This is a genomic window from Rothia sp. HMSC062F03, assembly GCF_001836905.1.
Lineage (GTDB): Bacteria > Actinomycetota > Actinomycetes > Actinomycetales > Micrococcaceae > Rothia > Rothia mucilaginosa_A.
Window position 1 is genome coordinate 131,468 of sequence record NZ_KV830898.1, and the last position, 20,018, is coordinate 151,485.

At 64.8% G+C, this 20,018-nt stretch carries 15 protein-coding genes; all 15 read left to right on the forward strand.

What is annotated here, in order from left to right:
* Nucleotides 1-63: 63 nt before the first annotated feature.
* The 15 genes from HMPREF2674_RS08130 (at nt 64) to tatA (ending at nt 20,001) form a co-directional block, all read left to right on the forward strand.
* On the forward strand, nt 64-1,209 hold the full coding sequence (locus HMPREF2674_RS08130; RefSeq protein WP_193389459.1) for a GTPase Era: 1,146 nt from the start codon (nt 64-66) through the stop codon (nt 1,207-1,209).
* Between the two features lie 148 nt (nt 1,210-1,357).
* A complete protein-coding gene (locus HMPREF2674_RS08135; RefSeq protein ID WP_049343290.1) occupies nt 1,358-2,788 on the forward strand; it encodes an LCP family protein in 1,431 nt (476 codons plus the stop codon).
* A 455-nt stretch (nt 2,789-3,243) separates the two neighbouring features.
* Nucleotides 3,244-4,983 (forward strand): 2-isopropylmalate synthase, encoded by a 1,740-nt coding sequence (gene leuA, locus HMPREF2674_RS08140; protein ID WP_070825395.1) that lies wholly within the window; start codon nt 3,244-3,246, stop codon nt 4,981-4,983.
* Nucleotides 4,984-5,147: 164 nt separating this feature from the next.
* Nucleotides 5,148-5,996: an undecaprenyl-diphosphate phosphatase gene (locus HMPREF2674_RS08145; RefSeq protein ID WP_049343292.1), complete on the forward strand. Its 849-nt coding sequence runs from the start codon at nt 5,148-5,150 to the stop codon at nt 5,994-5,996.
* Nucleotides 5,997-6,154: 158 nt separating this feature from the next.
* Nucleotides 6,155-7,471: a cysteine--1-D-myo-inosityl 2-amino-2-deoxy-alpha-D-glucopyranoside ligase gene (mshC, locus tag HMPREF2674_RS08150; RefSeq protein WP_070825396.1), complete on the forward strand. Its 1,317-nt coding sequence runs from the start codon at nt 6,155-6,157 to the stop codon at nt 7,469-7,471.
* A gap of 214 nt (nt 7,472-7,685) precedes the next feature.
* Entirely contained in the window at nt 7,686-8,798 is a 1,113-nt protein-coding gene (locus HMPREF2674_RS08155; RefSeq protein WP_070825397.1) for a tRNA (adenine-N1)-methyltransferase, read from the forward strand.
* A 387-nt stretch (nt 8,799-9,185) separates the two neighbouring features.
* Nucleotides 9,186-11,042 carry a proteasome ATPase gene (gene arc, locus HMPREF2674_RS08160; RefSeq protein ID WP_070484421.1) on the forward strand — a complete coding sequence of 619 codons (1,857 nt, stop codon included), beginning with the start codon at nt 9,186-9,188 and terminating at the stop codon, nt 11,040-11,042.
* Nucleotides 11,043-11,162: 120 nt separating this feature from the next.
* Complete coding sequence (gene dop / locus HMPREF2674_RS08165) at nt 11,163-12,989, forward strand: depupylase/deamidase Dop (RefSeq protein ID WP_070825398.1); 1,827 nt, start codon at nt 11,163-11,165, stop codon at nt 12,987-12,989.
* A 240-nt stretch (nt 12,990-13,229) separates the two neighbouring features.
* Complete coding sequence (locus HMPREF2674_RS08170; RefSeq protein WP_049334195.1) at nt 13,230-13,424, forward strand: ubiquitin-like protein Pup; 195 nt, start codon at nt 13,230-13,232, stop codon at nt 13,422-13,424.
* Nucleotides 13,425-13,453: 29 nt separating this feature from the next.
* Nucleotides 13,454-14,926, forward strand: a complete 1,473-nt coding sequence (pafA, locus tag HMPREF2674_RS08175) for a Pup--protein ligase (protein WP_070825399.1) — start codon at nt 13,454-13,456, stop codon at nt 14,924-14,926.
* 240 nt (nt 14,927-15,166) lie between these two features.
* Nucleotides 15,167-16,225: an FKBP-type peptidyl-prolyl cis-trans isomerase gene (locus tag HMPREF2674_RS08180; protein WP_070825400.1), complete on the forward strand. Its 1,059-nt coding sequence runs from the start codon at nt 15,167-15,169 to the stop codon at nt 16,223-16,225.
* 109 nt (nt 16,226-16,334) lie between these two features.
* Complete coding sequence (locus tag HMPREF2674_RS08185) at nt 16,335-16,730, forward strand: FKBP-type peptidyl-prolyl cis-trans isomerase (protein ID WP_005508667.1); 396 nt, start codon at nt 16,335-16,337, stop codon at nt 16,728-16,730.
* Between the two features lie 244 nt (nt 16,731-16,974).
* Nucleotides 16,975-19,302, forward strand: coding sequence for a helix-turn-helix transcriptional regulator (locus HMPREF2674_RS08190; RefSeq protein ID WP_070825401.1), 2,328 nt, complete (start codon nt 16,975-16,977; stop codon nt 19,300-19,302).
* A 93-nt stretch (nt 19,303-19,395) separates the two neighbouring features.
* Nucleotides 19,396-19,734 (forward strand): hypothetical protein, encoded by a 339-nt coding sequence (locus HMPREF2674_RS08195; protein WP_049334190.1) that lies wholly within the window; start codon nt 19,396-19,398, stop codon nt 19,732-19,734.
* Nucleotides 19,735-19,749: 15 nt separating this feature from the next.
* Nucleotides 19,750-20,001 (forward strand): Sec-independent protein translocase subunit TatA, encoded by a 252-nt coding sequence (gene tatA, locus HMPREF2674_RS08200; protein ID WP_049334189.1) that lies wholly within the window; start codon nt 19,750-19,752, stop codon nt 19,999-20,001.
* Nucleotides 20,002-20,018 lie beyond the last annotated feature (17 nt).

Genomic DNA, 20,018 nt, shown 5'->3' on the forward strand with positions numbered 1-20,018 from the left:
GGCGCAGGCAGATGAGGCTGACACCCCACACACCCCGCACGGGGTTTGATAAGGAGAAACACAATGGACCAGGAGTACACCCCGCTCGATTTGAGCACTCTGGACTTGAGCACCCCGCTGCCGACCTACCCGAAGGATTTCCGTTCGGGTTTCGCGTCGCTGGTGGGCCGTCCGAATGCGGGTAAGTCCACTCTGACGAACGCTATGGTTGGCCAGAAGGTGGCTATCACCTCGAACCGTCCGCAGACGACCCGCCACACGATCCGCGGTATTGTGCACAAGGACGAGTACCAGCTGATTCTGGTGGACACCCCGGGTATTCACCGCCCCCGCACTCTGCTGGGTGAGCGCCTGAACGACCTGGTGGCCGGCACCCTCTCGCAGGTGGATGTGCTGGGCTTCTGCATTCCGGCAAACGAGAAGATCGGCCCGGGTGACCGCTACATCGCCTCGCAGCTGGTGGCTTCGAGCAACAAGCCGGTCGTCGCGATTGTGACCAAGGCCGATACCGTGAACTCCGACGAGCTGCGCGAACAGCTGCTGGCCGTCGAGGCCCTCGGCGAGGAGATCATGAGCGCCGAGCGTGCACAGCGCGAGAAGCGTGCGGCCCACCGCGCCCAGAAGAAGGGCGGCAAGGGAGGTAAGAACGCCTCGACCCCCTTCGCGAAGGGTTCCGGCCCGGCAGCACAGCGCCGCGCCGGCGAAATCTCCGAGCCGATGCCCGTGGACGGCAAGGGCGGCTGGGCGGCCATCATCCCGGTGTCCGCGATTCAGCATTTCCAGGTGGATGCGGTCGCCGACCTGCTCTCGCAGTACGTTCCGCTCTCCCCGCCGCTGTACCCGGAGGGTGAGCTGACCGATGAGCCCGAGGCAACCCTCATCGCCGAGCTGGTGCGCGAGGCCGCCCTGGAGGGTGCCCGCGAGGAGCTGCCCCACTCGATTGCCGTGACCGTTGAGGAGATGGAATTCCGTGAGGGCCGCCCGGCGGATAACCCGCTGCTGGACGTGCACGTGAACCTGTACGTGGAGCGTGAGTCGCAGAAGTACATCATCATCGGTAAGGGCGGCTCGAACCTGCGCAAGATTGGTACGAAGGCCCGCGAGCAGATTGAGGCAATGCTCGGCACCCGCGTGTACCTGAACATCCACGTGAAGGTTGCTAAGGAGTGGCAGTCTGACCCCCGCGCCCTGAACCGTCTGGGCTTCTAGGCCAGCCGCCCGAGAGGGGGTCGGTCACCCGGAGAACGCCGCCTAGTCCGCGTCTTTCGGGTGACGTGCGCCCCTTTTCTTTTCGGCGCTCATAGCGAAGAATGTTACTCTGAGAAAATACTTGCTCACCGGCAGAAAGAGAATAGGTATGCCCCAGGCACCTCGCCTACGAAGCACCGGGCGCCATATGCGCACCTCGGTGATGACCTCGAAACGTAATCGCTGGATTGCCCTGCTGACGGCCTGCATGCTCGTCATCGTTGTTGGTTTCGGCGGCGTATTCGCCCTGCGTATGCGCAATAACCTGCACACGCAGGAGCTGAACATCAGTAACTATAAGGACGGCCTGGAGAACGGCGCGCTGGACATCCTCATCATCGGCTCCGACACCCGCAAAGGCAATAACGGCGCCTACGGTGACGAGGAGGACCGCAATTCTGAGGCTCGCGCGGACGTCATGATGCTCCTGCAGATCAGCAAGGACCGCAAGAACGTGAGCGTGCTGTCCTTCCCCCGCGACCTGATGGTTTCGGTACCGCAGTGCACCGACCCGGATAACGGCACCGTCTACCCGGCCGAGGATAACGTTCAGATTAACGAGTCGCTCTCTCGCGGCGGTGCGGGCTGCACCGTGGCGACCATTAGCAAGCTGACCGGTGTGAACATCGACCACTTTATGCTGGTTGACTTCAACGCTGTGAAGGAGTTGTCGAAGGTTGTTGGCGGCGTTCAGGTTTGTGTGGACGCTCCGATTGATGACGAGTACAGCGGCCTGAAGCTTCCCGCGGGTACTTCCACCGTTGAGGGTGAGCAGGCTCTTGCGTTCCTGCGTAGCCGTCACGGCTTCTCGGATGGTTCCGATATCGGTCGTATTCAGGCTCAGCAGGGCTTTATGGCCTCGCTGCTGCGCAAGGTCAAGAGCGAAGGAACCCTGTCGAACCCGGGCCGCCTGGCAAGTATCGCCGAGGCGATTACCCAGAACGTGACCGTTGACAAGGGCCTGGGCAATATCGGCACCCTGATTGGTGTGGGCGCAACCCTCGGTGGCGTGGACCTGTCGAACGTGGTGTTCGCGACCGTGCCGACCGAACCGTGGACCCAGGACTCGAACCGACTGCAGGTTTCCGAAGCGGCCAATAATGTCTTCCAGCGTCTGCGCGATGACAAGTCGCTGAAGGAAGAGGAAAAGCCCGCAGAAGCAGCCCCGGCGGTTCAGCTGAATCGTGAGGCACCGGTGAGCGTGTACAACGCGACCGGCCTGGAGGGCCGTTCCGCCACGATCGCCTCGGTGATTGAGGGTTTGGGCTACACGAATGTTACTCCGGGTACTTCGGCTACTCCGACGAACTTCACCACGGTGTTCTACTCGACCGGTTACGAGGCTGAGGCTCAGGAGATTGCCGGTAAGCTGAACGTCACCCGCGTGGTGGCAACCGAAGAGGTTCAGGGCGTGTCGGTGACGATTGGTACCGACTTCCCGTCCGGTGAGGCGATGGAGAAGCAGGAAGCGGCCATCGCGGGTAACGCGAGCGGCCAGACCGCCGACCAGAACAAGTGCCAGACCGCCTTCGCCTTCTAGACACCCTACGGGGTTGTCTCCGGTGAGTGAAAGGGGGGCGCATCCGCCATTGCGGTGGGTGCGCCCCCCTTTCGTATGCCCGGGCGTATGACCGCGCGCGTGGCCGGGTGTATGACCGCGTGCAGGCGTAGTCGTCGACCTCGTGTTCTTCCAGATGATGGACGGGCCCGACCGCGCCGGCGGTAATCTTTCGCGGGCTGTGATAGCGTGGAGGCATGACCACTTACGGTGAGAGCATGAGCGGCGCGCACCGCACCGCAGTAAACCTGCTGCTTATTCGCCGGAACGGGGCACGCTAGAACCTGCCGCGACCGTTCCGGCTTTTTGACGCGGCATCTCACCAGCATCGATACGATGCACCGCCTTGATGACGACGGCTCGGGAACCGATACCCGGGCACAGCACAGGCCCCGAAGCGGGCTGCACGAGACGGACCAACCCACAGGAAATTCATCATGAAAAACCACCAGAAGCCCAGCCCCATGCCGGTACACAAGTACCGTCCCTTCCACGAGCAGATTGTTGTCGACCTTCCCGACCGCACCTGGCCGGACAAGGTCATGGAGAAGGCACCGCGCTGGTGCGCCGTGGACCTGCGCGACGGCAACCAGGCGCTGATTGACCCCATGGACACCGACCGCAAGCTGGCCATGTTCAAGCTGCTGGTCAAGATGGGCTACAAGGAGATCGAGGTGGGCTTCCCCTCCGCCTCGCAGACCGACTTCGACTTCGTGCGCACCCTCATCGAGGACGGCCACATTCCTTCGGACGTGACCATCCAGGTTCTGGTGCAGGCCCGCGAGCACCTGATTGCCCGCACCTTCGAGGCCATCGAGGGCGCACCGCAGGCCATCGTGCACTTCTACAACTCAACCTCCGTGCTGCAGCGCCGCGTGGTGTTCCACCAGGATCAGGAGGGCGTGCTCGACATCGCCCTGCAGGGTGCGCGCCTGTGCCGCAAGTACGAAGAGCAGATGATTTCCGATACGAAGATTATCTACGAGTACTCGCCCGAGTCCTTCACCGGCACCGAGCTGGAGTACGCGGCCCGCGTGATCAACGCCGTGGCCGACGAGCTGGAGATTGGCCAGAACGGCCGCGAGCTGATCGTGAACCTGCCCGCAACCGTCGAGATGGCCACCCCGAACGTGTACGCCGACTCGGTGGAGTGGATGGACCGCAACCTGAACCACCGCGAGCACATCGTTCTCTCGCTGCACCCGCACAACGACCGCGGCACCGGCGTGGCCGCCGCCGAGCTGGGCTACCTGGCCGGCGCGGACCGCATCGAGGGCTGCCTGTTCGGTAACGGCGAGCGCACCGGTAACGTCGACCTGGTGACCCTGGGCCTGAACCTGTACACCCAGGGCATTGACCCGCAGATTGATTTCTCGGACATTGACGGTATCCGCAAGACCGTTGAGTACTGCAACCAGCTGAAGGTGCACGAGCGTTCCCCGTACGGCGGCGACCTGGTCTTCACCGCGTTCTCGGGTTCGCACCAGGACGCCATCAAGAAGGGCTTCGAGGCCCTGGAACGCACCGCCGCCGAGGCCGGCAAGAGCGTGGATGAGGTTTACTGGGAGGTCCCGTACCTGCCGATCGACCCGCGCGATTTGGGCCGCACCTACGAGGCTATTATTCGCGTGAACTCGCAGTCCGGTAAGGGCGGCATGGCCTACCTGCTCAAGCAGGATCACGGCCTGGACCTGCCGCGCCGTGCGCAGGTGGAGTTCTCGAAGATTGTTCAGGCTCGCACCGACGCCGAGGGCGGCGAGATGACCAGCAAGAAGCTGTGGGACATCTTCGCGGACGAGTACCTGCCCGCCACCGATTCCGAGAAGCGCTGGGGTAAGTACCGCATCGAGTCGATCAACATTGATTCGGCCGATACCGGTGCGACCACCCTGCGCGTGGCCCTGAACATTAACGGTCACACCTACAACCGCACCGCATCGGGTACCGGCCCGGTGGATGCTCTGCAGAACATCCTCTCGGGTGAGGGCGTGGATATTCGCGTGATGGATTACTCCGAGCACACGATGTCTTCCTCCTCGACCGCGAACGCGGCCTGCTACGTTGAGGCCGCCGTGGATTCGCGCGTGCTGTGGGGTATTGGCGTGGATAACTCGACGACCCGTGCGGCTCTGAAGGCCATGATTTCGGCCGTGAACCGTGCGCTGCGCGACGCCTAAGCTACGCGGGTTTTCCGCGAGGGCGGGGGAGCGCATCCGGCGCGGATAGGCGCATTTGACTCGCTCGGCGGCGTTCCGCGGTGTGGACGGGGCGGTTTGCGGAGGTGATATATCACCCTCCGCGGACCGCCCCGTCGCCGTACCCCTGCTGTATCCTTGAAGGCGTGGAATGGATTCAAGCGATTATTTTGGGCTTCGTTCAGGGCCTGACAGAGTTTCTGCCGATTTCGTCATCGGCGCATCTGAACATTGTTGGCCAGATCCTGCCGGAGAAGGCCGACCCGGGTGCCGCGTTCACCGCGATCACCCAGCTGGGCACTGAGACCGCGGTTCTGATCTTCTTCTGGCGCGATATTGTGCGCATTGTGAAGGCGTGGTTTGGTGCTCTTGCCGGCCGCGTGCCGCGTAACGATCCGGACGCCCGCATGGGTTGGCTGATTATTATTGGCTCCCTGCCCATCGGCATTTTGGGTCTGCTGCTGGAGGACTACATCGACACGCAGTTCCGTAGCCTGTGGATTGTGGCGACCATGCTGATTGTGTTCGCCGTGTTCCTGGGCTTGGCGGACCGTTTCGGCCGCGAGCAGCGTGAGCTGAAGGACCTGACGTTCCGTCACGGCCTGCTGTACGGTTGTGCGCAGGCGCTGGCACTGATCCCGGGTGTTTCCCGTTCGGGCGGTACGATTACCGCGGGTCTGTTCATGGGTTACACCCGTGAGGCTGCGGCACGTTACTCGTTCCTGCTGGCCATGCCCGCCGTGTTCATGTCTGGCCTGTACAAGACCTTCAAGGTGGTCACCGGCGAGGAGGCCACCGGCTTCTACGGTATTCCCTCGACCATCGTGGCTACTCTGGTCGCGTTCGTGGTGGGCTACCTGATGATTGGCTGGTTCCTGAAGTACGTGTCGTCGAAGTCCTACGGCATCTTCATCTGGTACCGCATTGCGCTCGGTATCCTGATTTTCGTTGGTCTGGGCACCGGCGTGCTGAACGCTACTTCTTCGGCCTTCTAAGGCTTTAGCCCTCAGCGTGATATGACATACCCGTCCGTGAGTTTCTCACGGGCGGGTATTCTTATTGGAGTAGATTTTTTGGCACCCGCATGCCTTGAGGTTGGGCGGCGGGTGTGGCGCGTCCACCGGTTGTGGGCGTTTTTACGGAAAGGAAACCCATGCGAGCTTGGGATGCCCCCGCCTCTGTGACTCTGCCCGGTCAGGCTGCGCTGCCGCGTATTTTTGATACTTCTGCCGGTGAGATTGTTCAGGTTCAGGAGGACAAGGCGGCGAGCCTGTACGTTTGCGGTATCACCCCGTACGACGCGACGCATATGGGTCACGCCTCCACCTATGTGGCTTTTGACCTGCTGCACCGCGCCTGGCTGGATGCGGGCGTGCCGGTGACGTACGTGCAGAACGTGACCGATGTGGACGACCCGCTGCTTGAGCGTGCGACCGCGACGAACGTTGATTGGCGCGAGCTGGCGGAGGATCAGACGGAACTGTTCCGCACCGACATGAAGGCGCTGAACGTGATTCCGCCGGCTCACTATGTGGGCGTTGTGGAGTCCATTGAGTGGCTGTTCCCGCTGATTGAGGACCTGTACCGCCGCGGCCTGGCGTACCGCGTGCCCGGCTACACCGATGAGCAGGGCGTTGAGCAGCCCGACGGTGACGTGTACCTGGACCTGCAGGCCGTGCGCGCGCTGCCGGCCAACGCCGAGGGCTACTCGTGGGCACCGGGCGAGGTGTCGCACCTGAGCCGCGACGAAATGCTCGAGATTTTTGCTGAGCGCGGCGGCGACCCGAACCGCCCCGGCAAGCGTGACGCGCTGGATCCGCTGCTGTGGCGCGTCAAGCGCGAGGGCGAGCCGAGCTGGGACGCCGGCGAGCTGGGCGCGGGCCGCCCGGGCTGGCACATCGAGTGCACCATGATTGCCCGCCAGTTCGTGGACGGTTCGCTGACCGTTCAGGCCGGCGGTAACGACCTGACCTTCCCGCACCACGACCTGGGTGCGGGCCACACCTGGGCCGTGTCTGACCGCCCGCACGCCAAGCACTACGCGCACACCGGCATGGTCGGTCTGGACGGCCACAAGATGAGCAAGTCCCGCGGCAACCTGGTGCTGGTTTCGCGTCTACGGGCAGCCGGTGAGGACGCGAACGCGATTCGCCTGGCGATTATGGGTCAGCACTACCGTTCGGACTGGTTCTGGACTGATGAGCTGCTCGAGCACGCGAAGGCCCGCCTGGACACCTACCGCCACGCGGTGTCGGTGGCTGAAGGCCGCGAGGGTTCCGAAGGCGTCACCGATGAGGCGGCGGTTGAGCTGCTGGCCGCTGTGCGTGAGGCGCTCAGCGAGGACCTGAACGCACCGGCGGCACTGGCTGCCGTGGATGCGTGGGCCGTGAAGGCTCTGGCGGACACCACCGTCGGCGGTGGCGCGCTGGTGCGTGACATCCTGGCGGCACGCCTGGGCGTGGTCCTCTAAGACGGCTTCTATAGCAACGCCCGGCTAGGACGAGACAGCGCGGGGGAGCGGCGCTACGGCATACGGCCGTGGCACCGCCCCTCGCGCTTTTCTGTGTTCACTCCGTGCACGCCGTAACCTCCGGTAGAATGAGTAGAGATTTTTTGCTGGAAACGCTCTCCCCGCCGAGAGGACCCAGCCCGTCAGCACAGACCCACCCGAGGAGAACCACCCCGTGAGCAGCGGCACCCCCACCCCCACCGGCGCAATCAACCGCCGCGGCCCCTTCCGCCCCGGCGAGCGCGTCCAGATTACCGACGAACGCGGCCGCATCACCACCATCACCCTCGCCGAAGGCGGCGAATACCACTCCCACAAGGGCTTCCTCAAGCACGACGACCTCATCGGCGCACCCGAAGGCACCGTCATCCCCAACACTCACGGCATCCTCTACCAGGCGCTGCGCCCCCTCTACAAGGACTTCGTGCTCTCCATGCCGCGCGGCGCAGCCGTCGTCTACCCCAAGGACGCCGCCCAGATCATCGTCAAGGCAGACATCTTCCCCGGCGCACGCGTCGTCGAAGCCGGCGTCGGCTCCGGTGCACTGTCCATCGCGCTGTTGCGTGCAGTCGGCGACTACGGTTGCGTGCACTCCTTCGAACGTCGTGAAGAGTTCGCAGACGTCGCCCGCGGCAACATTGAAACCATGTTCGGCGGCCCGCACCCGGCGTGGAAGCTGAGCATCGGCGACCTGCAGGACACCCTGCCGCAGGTTGAAGAGCCCGGCAGCGTCGACCGCGTGGTCCTCGACATGCTCGCACCCTGGGAGTGCCTGGACGCCGTGGCGGAGGCGCTCGCACCCGGCGGCGTGCTCATCTGCTACGTTGCGACCGTGACCCAGATGTCCCGCCTGGTCGAGGGCATGCGCCTGGACGGCCGCTTCACCGAACCCGAGTGCGACGAGACCATTGTGCGCGGCTGGCACGTGGAGGGCCTGGCGGTCCGCCCCGACCACCGCATGGTGGCGCACACCGCGTTCCTGATTGTGGCCCGCCGCCTGGCCGACGGTGCGGTGCGCCTGGCGCCGAAGCGTCGCGCCTCCAAGACTGACTTCTCCGAGGAGGACATGAACGCGTGGATTCCCATGAACGTGGGTGAGCGCGAGGTGACCGACAAGAAGATTCGCCGCGCCGCACGCGATGCGAAGAACCTTGCCGCGCACGCCGCCCGCGCGAACGAGATTGCGCTGGAACAGAACGGTACCGCGCAAAACGGCCTGGAGCCTGAGAAGACCGCCGAGGCTACGCAGAGCACTGAGGCCGTGCAGGACGCCGAGGCCGCTGAATAATTCATACGGGCACGCGGGGGCACGGGTATCAGCCGGTGCCCCCGCGGAGCGCCCGCAGGTTTTGCTCTCAGGAGCCGCCGCGCACGCCGCCCCCCCCCGGCCAACCCTCTGAACATTGAAACGCCGGGGCATGAGCCCCGAACCGCCGGAAAAATCTAAAACCACCGGGATGAGCGGGGAATAGCTGAGAACTACCGAGAACTACCGGGTCAGCATGTGAGCCCGCAGAGAATTTGGCGCCCCGAACCCCGGCCGAGCCGCGCGTTCTCGATAGACTGAAAGTACCAACCCCGTCCTCGGTGCGGCCCTGACGGAGCCCGCGCATCGAGGCAGCCGAAGGGCCCGCCAGCAACAGCCCGACCCGCCCGGACACGCATAGGAGAGACCGTGACCCCCCACGAATCCGCAGACCGCAACGGAACCCCGCAGCACGGCACCGCGCACAGTGCCGCATCCGCCGCGCCGCACTACTCCGCCGCGTTCGGTTCGACCTCCCTGCCCGGCAGTCAGCCCGTCAGCGCCCAGGAGTATGACGCCGTGCTGCGCCGCCTCACCGCCGCCGAGGCAACCCGCGATAATATGAGCCGACAGATTCGCGGCGCGGGGGAGAAGAACCGCAAGCTCGTCGAGGCCATCACCAGCATGCGCTACCAGGTGGAGCGCCTGCGCGCCTCCCTCTCGCAGAACGTCATGCCGCCGCTGAACTCGGCGATTGTGCTGGCCGTGCACGAGGGCCAGACCATGACCTACGAGCAGGTTGCCGACGATAAGACCCCCGCCGAGATTGACACCTACCTGGACGTGCAGGTTGGCGGCCGCCTCATGCGTATTCCGGTGTCCCCGCTGATTGACCTGTCCACCCTCACCCCCGGCATGACGGTGCTCCTCAACGACAAGTCCGAGGCCGTGGTCGCCCTGGACACCGAGCCCTTCGGCGACGTGGTGACCGTGCGCGAGGTGCTCGACGGCGAGCGCGTGCTGGTCGATACCTCCTCGGGCGCCCAGCAGGTGGCGCGAGTGGCTGGCTCTCTCGATGTTGAGCAGTTGCGCACCGGCGACGCGGTGACCCTCGATACGCGCACCCGCATGATTACCTCGCAGGTGCCCGCCTCCCGTTCGCAGGAGCTTGTGCTTGAGGAAATCCCGGACGTCACCTACAGCCAGATCGGTGGCCTGGGCGCGCAGATCGAGCAGATTCGCGACGCGGTGGAGCTGCCCTACCTGCACCCCGAGATTTTCGAGCGCTACCACCTGGCACCGCCCAAGGGTATTCTGCTGTACGGCCCTCCCGGTAACGGTAAGACCATGATTGCTAAGGCCGTGGCGAACTCCCTGGCCGCCCGCGCCGCCGCGCTGAACCCGGGGTCGAATACCCGCGGCTACTTCCTGAACATTAAGGGCCCCGAGCTGCTCGATAAGTTCGTGGGCGAGACCGAGCGCCAGATTCGCGATATTTTCGTGGCCGCCCGCGAGAAGGCTGAGGCCGGTCACCCGGTCGTCGTGTTCTTCGACGAGATGGAGTCGCTGTTCCGCATGCGCGGTTCGGGCCGTTCCTCCGATATCGAGACGACCATCGTGCCGCAGCTGCTTGCCGAAATTGACGGCGTGGAGTCACTGCAGAACGTCATCGTGATTGGTGCGACCAACCGTGAGGACCTCATCGACGCCGCCGTGATGCGCCCTGGCCGCCTGGACCTGAAGATTCGCATTAACCGCCCGGACGCCGCCGGTGCCGCCGAAATCTTCGGCCTGTACCTGACCGAGGACCTGCCGCTAGACGCGGCGGAGGTGGCAGCCGCCGGATCCGTCCGCGCCGCCCTGACCTCGATGATTGCCGCCGCAACGGGCCAGCTGTACGCGCGTACCCCCTCCACCGCGTACGCCGTGGCGACCGTGGATTCCTCCATGATTGTGGGCTCTTCGAACGCCGCGACCGGCCACCTCTCCACGCACACGCTCTACCGCGGCGACTTCGCCTCGGGTGCGGTGATTCGCAATATTGTGGACCGCGCGAAGAAGGCCGCAATTAAGGAGCAGCTGCAGGCGCTGACCGCCGCCGGTGCTTCCGGTGCGGCCGAGGTAAACGGCGCGGCCGGTGTGGGTATCGGTACCCGCCACCTGCTGGAGGCGGTACGCGCCGAGTTTGAGGACCAGGTGGATTTGCCGCCTCTGCCCGATATCGAGGATGCGCTCACCGTCGCCGGTGTGCGCGGCCGCCTCGTGTCGGTGGAACCGGCCCGCTAAACCGCGCTACAAGCATGAGCCGGGTCGCGCTCATCCGGCACTCACCGAGCGCTTATCCCGCGACACAACCGGCATTACCGCAGGTCCAGAATTTATATAGGAACCCTTCAGGAGAACCCCATGAACTCCACACCCAGCTACGGCGTGCACCGCATCATGGGCGCCGAAACCGAATACGGCGTCATCGCACCCTCCGCGCCGGGCACCAACCCGACCGTGCTGTCGGCGCTGGTGGTCAACACCTACGCCAAGCTCGCCTTCCGCCGCGGCGAGGCCTTCCGCGAGCAGCTGCAGCGCCGCGCCCTGGCCGCCGAGCTCGTCGCCGAGGAGGCCCGCCAGGCCGAGAACTACTCGACCGAACCCAGCGCCCCCGCCGCACCCGAGGGCCAGTGGCTGGGGGAGTCCGAGTCGCCCCTGCGCGACGCCTTCGGCCGGGTGCAGGACGCCTCCACCGCCCACTCGAGCCAGATGACCCACACCCGCACCGAGCTGACCAGCCAGGACATCGCCCTGGAGATTATGCGCGAGGCGGGCGTGCAGGCACCGGGCGAACCCGCCGAGCCGCGCAGCGCCCTGGATGCGCTCGCCGGCGTGCACGGCCGCGGCGGCTTCCCGGAGCGTCTGGATTGGGACCGCGTGACGATGAACGCGATCCTGCCCAACGGTGCGCGCCTGTATGTGGATCACGCGCATCCGGAGTATTCTTCGCCCGAGGTGCTGAGCCCCGCCGACGCGGTGCTGTACGATGCCGCCGGTGACGCGCTGGCTTACCAGGCGCTCGTGGAGCTGGGCAAGCACGCCGAGGACCTGCCGCAGGTGAAGCTGTACAAGAACAACACCGACTCGAAGGGTCAGTCCTACGGCGCGCACGAGAACTACCTGATTAGCCGCGAGGTTCCGTTCGAGCAGGTGGCGGATGCGCTCCTGCCGTTCTTCGCCACGCGCGCGATTTTCACGGGTGCGGGCCGCGTGGGTATCGGCACGCACGGTGAGGTTCCTGGCTTCCAGATTAGTTCGCGCGCCGATTTCTTTGAGCGCACGATTGGTTTGGAGACCACGATTCGCCGCCCGATTGTGAACACGCGCGACGAGCCGCACGCGGACGAGTCGAAGTACCGCCGCCTGCACGTGATTCCGGCGGATGCGAACCTCTCGCACTACTCGAACCTGTTGAAGTTCGGCACGGCGGCGCTGGTCATGAACCTGATTGAGTCGCACAGCGAGCAGCACCCCGCGCTGCCGGGTGTGCGCCTGTCCGACCCGGTGGCGGCGATGCACGCGGTCAGCCACGATTTGTCACTGTCGGTTCAGCTGCCGCTGGCTCCGTCTTCGGCGACCCTGCCGAACCCGGTGTCGACGAGCGGTTCGGCGAGCGCCCTGCAGATTCAGCGCGCCTACTACGAGGCGTCCCGCGCGCACGAGGAGTCGAACCCGGCGGGTGTGGATGCGGCGACCGCGCAGATTCTCGACCTGTGGGGCGAGGTGCTGGATGCCCTGGAGACCAACCCGCTCTCGCTGGCGGACCGCCTGGACTGGGTGGCGAAGTACGCGCTGGTGCGCGGCTACGTTGAGAAGGGCGTGGATTACGCGAACCCGAAGCTGAAGGCGCTGGATTTGCAGTACGCTGATATTGATCCGTCGAAGAGCCTGTACCATCGTCTGGTGGCGCGCGGGCGCATGCGCACGCTGTTCTCTGCGGAGCAGGTGGAGCGTGCGGTGTCTGAGCCGCCGCGTGAGACGCGCGCGTTTTTGCGCGGCACGCTGATGTCCCGCTGGCCCGAGGAGATTCTGGGTATTAACTGGGATACGGTTTCGTGCCGTGGCCGCTATTCGAAGGAGCTGACTCGCTTTACGATGATGGAGCCGACCCGCTACGGTGCCGCCGAGGTGGAGCCGCTGCTGGAGGAGGCAAACCACTCGGATGCGCTGCTGAACGGCCTGCGCTAGGGCGCGGGGTGCTGTCGAGGTTTGGGCCCGCCGCGGGGCGTTTCAGCCCCCAAACCCACACGAACTCACATTCCGTCCCGGGGCTGATACCCCCATTCGGAAGGGTGAAAACCACAAAACCCACGGAGGCGGTGCATCTGGTGCACCCGCAAACCGGTGGCGCAACCCGCGCCGACCGGCACCACCGCCACAGACCAACTAACCAAACTAACTAACCTAACCAACCTCAAGGAGAGAACCATGAGCCGCGAACGCATTAACGCGCAGCAGACCGAAACCACCGCCGCCGAGCAGGAGCAGGAACTGACCCTCGCCGCCTCCCACGTCGTTTCTGACGTGAGCGAGGTTGACGACCTGCTCGACGAAATCGACGGCCTGCTGGCCGAGAACGCCGAGGACTTCGTGACCGGCTTCGTCCAGAAGGGCGGCGAGTAACCGACGCACCTGCGCGCCGGGTCATCATCATGGAACACCGCATTTTCGGCATTGAGAGCGAATTCGGGCTCAGCTACGTCCCGCACGGCATGGGCCGGCTGAGCATCGAAGAATCCGCCGCCGCCCTCTTCAAGCCCGTACTGGACCAGTGGCGTTCGACGAACGTCTTCCTGCCCAACGGCGGCCGCCTCTACCTGGACGTCGGCTCGCACCCCGAATACGCTTCCGCCGAATGTAGCAGCATCGACGAGCTGCTCGCGCAGGAACGCGCCGGCGAGCTGCTCTTCGCCGACCTGGCGCGCACCGCTCGCAAGCGCCTGCTCGCCGGTTCCGAGGGCCGCCCTCTCGACGGCGAACTGTACCTGTTCAAGAACAACGTGGATTCGGCGGGCAACTCCTACGGAAGCCACGAGAACTACCTGATCAGCCGCAAGCTGCAGTTCAACGACCTGATTGCCCAGCTCGTGCCGTTCCTGGTGACCCGCCAGATTCTGGTGGGCGCCGGCAAGACCCACCCGCAGGGCGGCCCGGTGCCCGGTTCGACCGACCCGGCATCCAGCACGGGCGTACCCTCGTACTCGTTCTCGCAGCGTGCCGACCATATTTGGGAGGCGGCTTCGACCTCGACCTCCCGCGCTCGTCCGCTCATTAACACCCGTGACGAGCCGCACGCCGACGCCTCGAAGTTCCGCCGCATGCACGTCATTAATGGTGACTCGAACATGGCCGAGCCGACCGTGCTGCTGAAGATTGCCAGCACCGACCTGGTGCTGCGCATGCTCGAGGATCGCTTCCCGGTCACGAGCCTGGATATTGTGTCCGTCCCGGCGGCCCTGCGCGCCATCAGCCACGATCTGACCGGCACCGCGACCTTCCAGACCACCGACGGGCAGTACTACACGGCGTTGAGCGTGCAGCGCCACTACCTGGATGCGGCACGCCAGTACGTGCAGCAGTACGGCGCACACCACCGCCACGTGGACTACGCCCTCAACCTGTGGCAGCGCACCCTGGACGCTATCGAGTCTGGCGACTACAGCAGCATTGACACTGAGATTGACTGGGCGATTAAGAAGAAGCTTCTGGATGCGTATATTGCCCGCGCCCGTGCGGCTGGTCAGCCTGCCGATTATGCGAGCGCCCGCATCCGTCAGCTGGATTTGGCGTACCACGACATCGACCCGGAGCGTAGTGTCTTCCATGCGCTGGTTCGTCGCGGTGCGGTCAAGCGCATCCTGCCCGAGGGCGCTGCGGAGGCGGCGAAGACTCAGCCGCCGAACACTCGCGCTCTGCAGCGTTCGCGTTTCATTAACGCGGCGATTGCGGCGGGGGAGCAGTTCACCGTGGATTGGGTGCACTTGAAGCTCAACGCCTACCCGCAGCACACGCTGGTGTGTAAGGACCCGTTCGCGACCGACAGCGAGGGCCTGCAGGAGGTACTGACCCTTCTGGAAGGCAAGGCGCGTCAGCACCGCGAGGCGGCTTTCCCGCCGCCCTGCTAGGCAAGCCCTGCTAGGCAAGCCCTGCCAGGCGAACTCTGCTCGGGAAATACGTGAAGGGGGCGTTTGCTCCGGCGAACGCCCCCAACCTCGCAGACGGCGCCCCAACCCTGCGGATACTCCGTCCGCGCACAGCCTGCCCACAGCCGCGGACGGTAGCATGAGACCGCCCAAACCCCGTACCTGTAAACTATTCTGAAGGCGCGCGCATTATCCGGCGCGCACACAACCAGAGGATATATCATGACCAAACGCTCACCCCTAACCTATATCGGCGTCGGAGGCGTCGCCCTCGCGCTCGCTCTCAGCGCATGCGCCCCCAAGGCCGGTCCCAACGACGACCTCTCCGGCGTCAAGTACACCCTCAAGAGCGCCACCGCGGAGCCCGAGGTGTCCTTCGCGACCCCCTTCGCCGCATCCACCCCCACCGCGCACGTGATTGAGACCGGCAACGGCGACTCCATTAACGATGGCGATTTCGTGCTCGTCGAGGCGGCCGTGTTCAACGGTGCTAACGGCAAGGTGGCCGGTTCCACCTACTCCAGCGAACCGATTCTGCTGCCCATCAACGACCAGCTCAAGCAGGCAGCCCCCGAGGTGTACGAGAAGCTCAAGGAAATCAAGGTTGGCGGCTCCTTCTCCTACAGCACCAACATCCTGCAGCAGCGCACCGCCTCCGGCACGCCCACCGCCTCGACCGCATCCCCGGGTACCGCAACCAACGTTGAGGTGTACACCGTCAAGGCCAAGCTGCCCAAGTACGCCACCGGCACCGCTCAGCCCGCCGACCCGTCCCTGCCCTCCTTCACCCTAGACGAGTCCACCGGCAAGGCTGAAATCAAGCTGCCCGACACCAAGCAGGACGTCACCGAGCTCGTCTCGAAGGACCTCATCGAGGGCACCGGCCCCGAGGTGAAGGCTACCGACACCATCTACGTGCGCTACCTCGGTGTGCAGTACTCCGACGGCAAGGTCTTCGACGGCAACTACGAGAAGATCCCCGCGGCGCTGTCCCTGCAGGGCGTTATCAAGGGCTGGACCGCCGGCCTGACCGGCAAGAAGGTCGGCTCCCGCGTTGAGCTGATTATCCCGGCAGACCAGGCGTACGGTAACGAGTCCGCCAACGGCTCCACCCCGACCGGCACCCTCGTGTTCGTCGTGGACATCCTGGGCGCCGAGGAGAACCCGCAGACCCTGCAACGGGCTCAGGCCGCTTCCGCCGCTGCTGCCTCCGCATCGGCTTCGGGCGCCTCCACAGATGCGGCCACCGCAACCCCGGCGCCCTCGGCTACCGCGCAGTAAACCCGGGAACGCTACCCACGTTTTCAACCGCGCTCGCCGCCCACATGAGATGGGCGGCGAGCGCACCCCACCATTTCGAATCACTTCGAATCAATCAAAGGAGACACCCATGTCTTTCGGTCAGCGTAACCTCGACCGCGAAAAGCCCGAAATCGATTTCCCCGAGGGCGACGCCCCCACCGAGCTGGTCATCACCGACCTGATTGAGGGCGCAGGCGCTGAGGTTGTTCCCGGCTCCCGCGTGCTCACCCACTACGTCGGTGTTGCATTCTCCACCGGTGAAGAGTTCGACGCGTCCTGGAACCGCGGCGAGCCGCTACCGTTCCAGGTGGGCGTTGGCCAGGTTATCCGCGGCTGGGATGAGGGTCTGCTCGGCATGAAGGTTGGCGGCCGTCGTCGCCTGGAGATTCCCGCCGACATGGCGTATGGTGACCGCGGCGCTGGTTCGGTCATTAAGCCCGGCGAGTCCCTGATTTTCGTGGTGGACCTGCTGGACGTCCGCTAAGGACTAGCCAGGTTCTCGCGTTTTTCGCGTAAGAGATACTCGGCCCGGCGTCTCACCCTCGACGGGGGAGAGGCGCCGGGCTTTTGCGCACCGGGGATGCGTGTTGATGGCGCGTGCCGGTGGACTTTCTATGCCGGCTCGCCCTTCCTACGGCTCTTCCGTATCCCTCCCGTAACCTTCCCACAGCAGTCCCGCACGCTCAACGAGTGCCGCGGAACACAAATCACCCCGGTATGATGGAACCATGTCCACCGCAGCTCAGCTTTTCATGACCCTGAACCGCCTCGCCACCGTCGCCGAGGCGCCCGACGAAGCCACCCGCCGCAACGGCATCAGCCGCGACGAGTTCCTCAGCCTCCTGGGCATCAAGACCTCCGCCCCCGGGGCCGCGCTCTCCGAGGCGAGCGAACGCGCCTTCGAACGCGCTAAGCAGACCCTGCGTGACGCCGGCGCGCGCATCACCCACTTCACCACCGACACCTCCGGACGCTACCGCCTCAACGCAGAAGCCCCCAACTCGCTGACCGCGTGGAACCCCACCGCCAAAGAATTCTTCCTCCTCAACGCCGAGCTGCGCGGCTGGGAAGGCACCGAACTGCAGGACGAGGCCTACCGCATCCTGCGCAAGATTGCGCTCACGAGCGAACACCTCACCGACGAGGCGCTCACCGCGGCTAACGTCACCCGAATCGAAGAGATCAAACGGGACAACCAGCCGCCCCTCACCAAAACCGTCAAGCAGCGCGCCCGCGACCTGCACGCCTACCGCGAGCACATCCAGCGCCTGCACTTCAGCGACGACCCGCACCTCTACGAGCTCTTCACCGCCTACGCGCAGCGCAAGACCCTCAATTTCACCTATCAGGGCAGCGGTGGAGACATCAAAACCTACGAGAAGGTCAGCGTTGCCGGCCTCATCTACAGCTACGGCTCCTGGTACCTCGTCGCGCACTTTCCCCTCGGCAACAAAACCCCCGAAGAGCGCAAGACCTACACTTACCGCACCGACCGCATCCGAAGCCTCGACGTGTTCTCAAGCATCGACCCCGCACCCATCAACCCCGCCTACGAGGCCCGCACCCGCCTCAAGAAAATCAGCGGCTACGAAGAGACCCTCACCGTCCTCGACCCCAACCCCGGCGCCGAGGACCCCGCCGCACCCTTCACCGTGCCCTCCTATGGCGCCGTAGACAGCGCCATCGACGCCACCTGCGCCGGCTGGCTCATCCAGCCGCACCACGACGCGAACCCCGCATCCGGCAAGACCCTGACCGGCCGCCAGCAGGACAGCCACGCCGCCCAGCGGGAACTTTTGCGTGAGCTCATCGCCCTGCACACCGGCGAACCCGAAACCCCCGCCAAGTGGTTCCCCACAACCCAGCGTTCCCGCAACGACGCCCTCGACGCCCTCGACGACCTCATCCTCGCGCTGCACCGCGCCGACCGCTGGGCCGACGTCCACGGCGAGACGCCCATGCCCCTCAACAAGCTCAACCCCCTCTACCGCGTCGACAACAACAACGCAGCCAAGCTCGACAAAATTATCAACGCCATCTACGACGAATTCGACGAGGTACCCTTCTACTCTGAGGCTAAGGATCCCGACGCAGCCAATCCCGCCCGTCTCAACCTGCTCCCCGAATTCAGCGATGGCGCCGCATCCCTCACCCTGCTCAACTACACCCGCCTCACCGACACCGAGCTGGCAATCCTCGTCTTCACGCTCTCCGCAGCCGACCTGATGTACTCGGGCGACCCGCGACCGGCCGCGATCCTCGCCGCGCTCGCGGAGGCCTACCCGCGCACCACCGACTACGCGAAGCACCTGCTCTTCGCGCCCGAGGACCCCCGGCTGCAGGAGGCGCGCGCCGCCCTCGCCAGCGGACGCGCCCTCACCATCACCTACGGCACCCGCGCCGCGGAACGCGTCGTCGACCCGGTAGCGCTCACCCTGCACCGCGACCGCCTCTACCTGCACGCGTGGTGCCGCGCCAGCGAGGCACGCCACCTCGCCACGCTGTCTGAGGACGCCGCCGCAGAGAGCCCTGCCGCCGGGGAGGCAAAGCCCGCGAGCGCGGCGGGGGAGAGTGCCTCCACCAATTCCACCAGCGCCGAGCCCACCCCCGTCGAACCCGTCTTCTGGCGCAACTTCCGCCTCACTCGCATCAGCAGCTACGCGCCCGCAGGCGAAGCACAGCCGCACTACATCGGTCCCAACCACGACAGCACCGTCAACGACTGGCACGCCAAGCAGCACAAAACCACCACCAACCCCAGCGTCGAGCTGCGCATCCACCCCACCGACCACACCCCCGGCGGCGAAACCCTCGAAAACCTCACCGCAACCTACAAGCGCCGCAGCGCCGAGCACGCCCGAAAAGGCACCAAAACCACCCACGTCCGCGTGCACTACAACAACATCGCTGGCGCCGGCGACAAAAACATCATCGACACCGTCATTGCACACCGCGGATCCCTCGAAATCACCGGGCCCGCGCACCTGCGCGCCGCCCTCCTCGAGCACCTCACCGCCCTCGCCAACGCCAACCCCGCTTCGCCCAGAGAAAACTAGACCCTACACCCATCCGCAAAAACACGACTAAAACCCCCAGAACACATCAACACCCCACCAAAACAACACCTCAAAACTTGTATAATGGTGCCCATGTCTTGGTGGTTCTGGATTTTGCTATGGGGCGCGCTCATCATCTGCTCGCTCCTCTACTTGGCATGGTTCACCTACAAAGCACTCACTCGCGGTTTCACGCTACTCGACGAAACCGTTACCTGGGTCGAGTCAATCGAGGGACAATTCGACACCGCGCAAGCAAACGCCACTCGAAAACTCCCGCGAGACACCACCCTCGGGGTATTCACGCCCATCACCGAGGCATACAATAACTACGAACAAGGCAAACAGACACGCAGGTCTGAGCGGATCAAGCGACGGGTCTCCCGACGAGATCGACTCGGCCAACCTCAAAACATCGGAGACCTGCTCTAACCAGAAAGGCACACCATGGGCCAGATTTTCAGCCACCCCGCGACCATCATCGTCGTCATCCTCCTCGTCGTCCTGCTCTTCGGCGCCCCCAAGCTCCCCGGCATGGCACGTAGCCTCGGCCAGTCCATGCGCATCTTCAAGACCGAGGTCGAAGGCCTCAAGAACGACGCCAAGAGCGACCCCAAGAAGGACGCCACCAAGGCAGAGAACGGTGAAGAGGTCGTCACCGGCGAGGTCGTAGACAACGGCAAGACCGAAACCAAGTAACCAACGGTCTCAACACA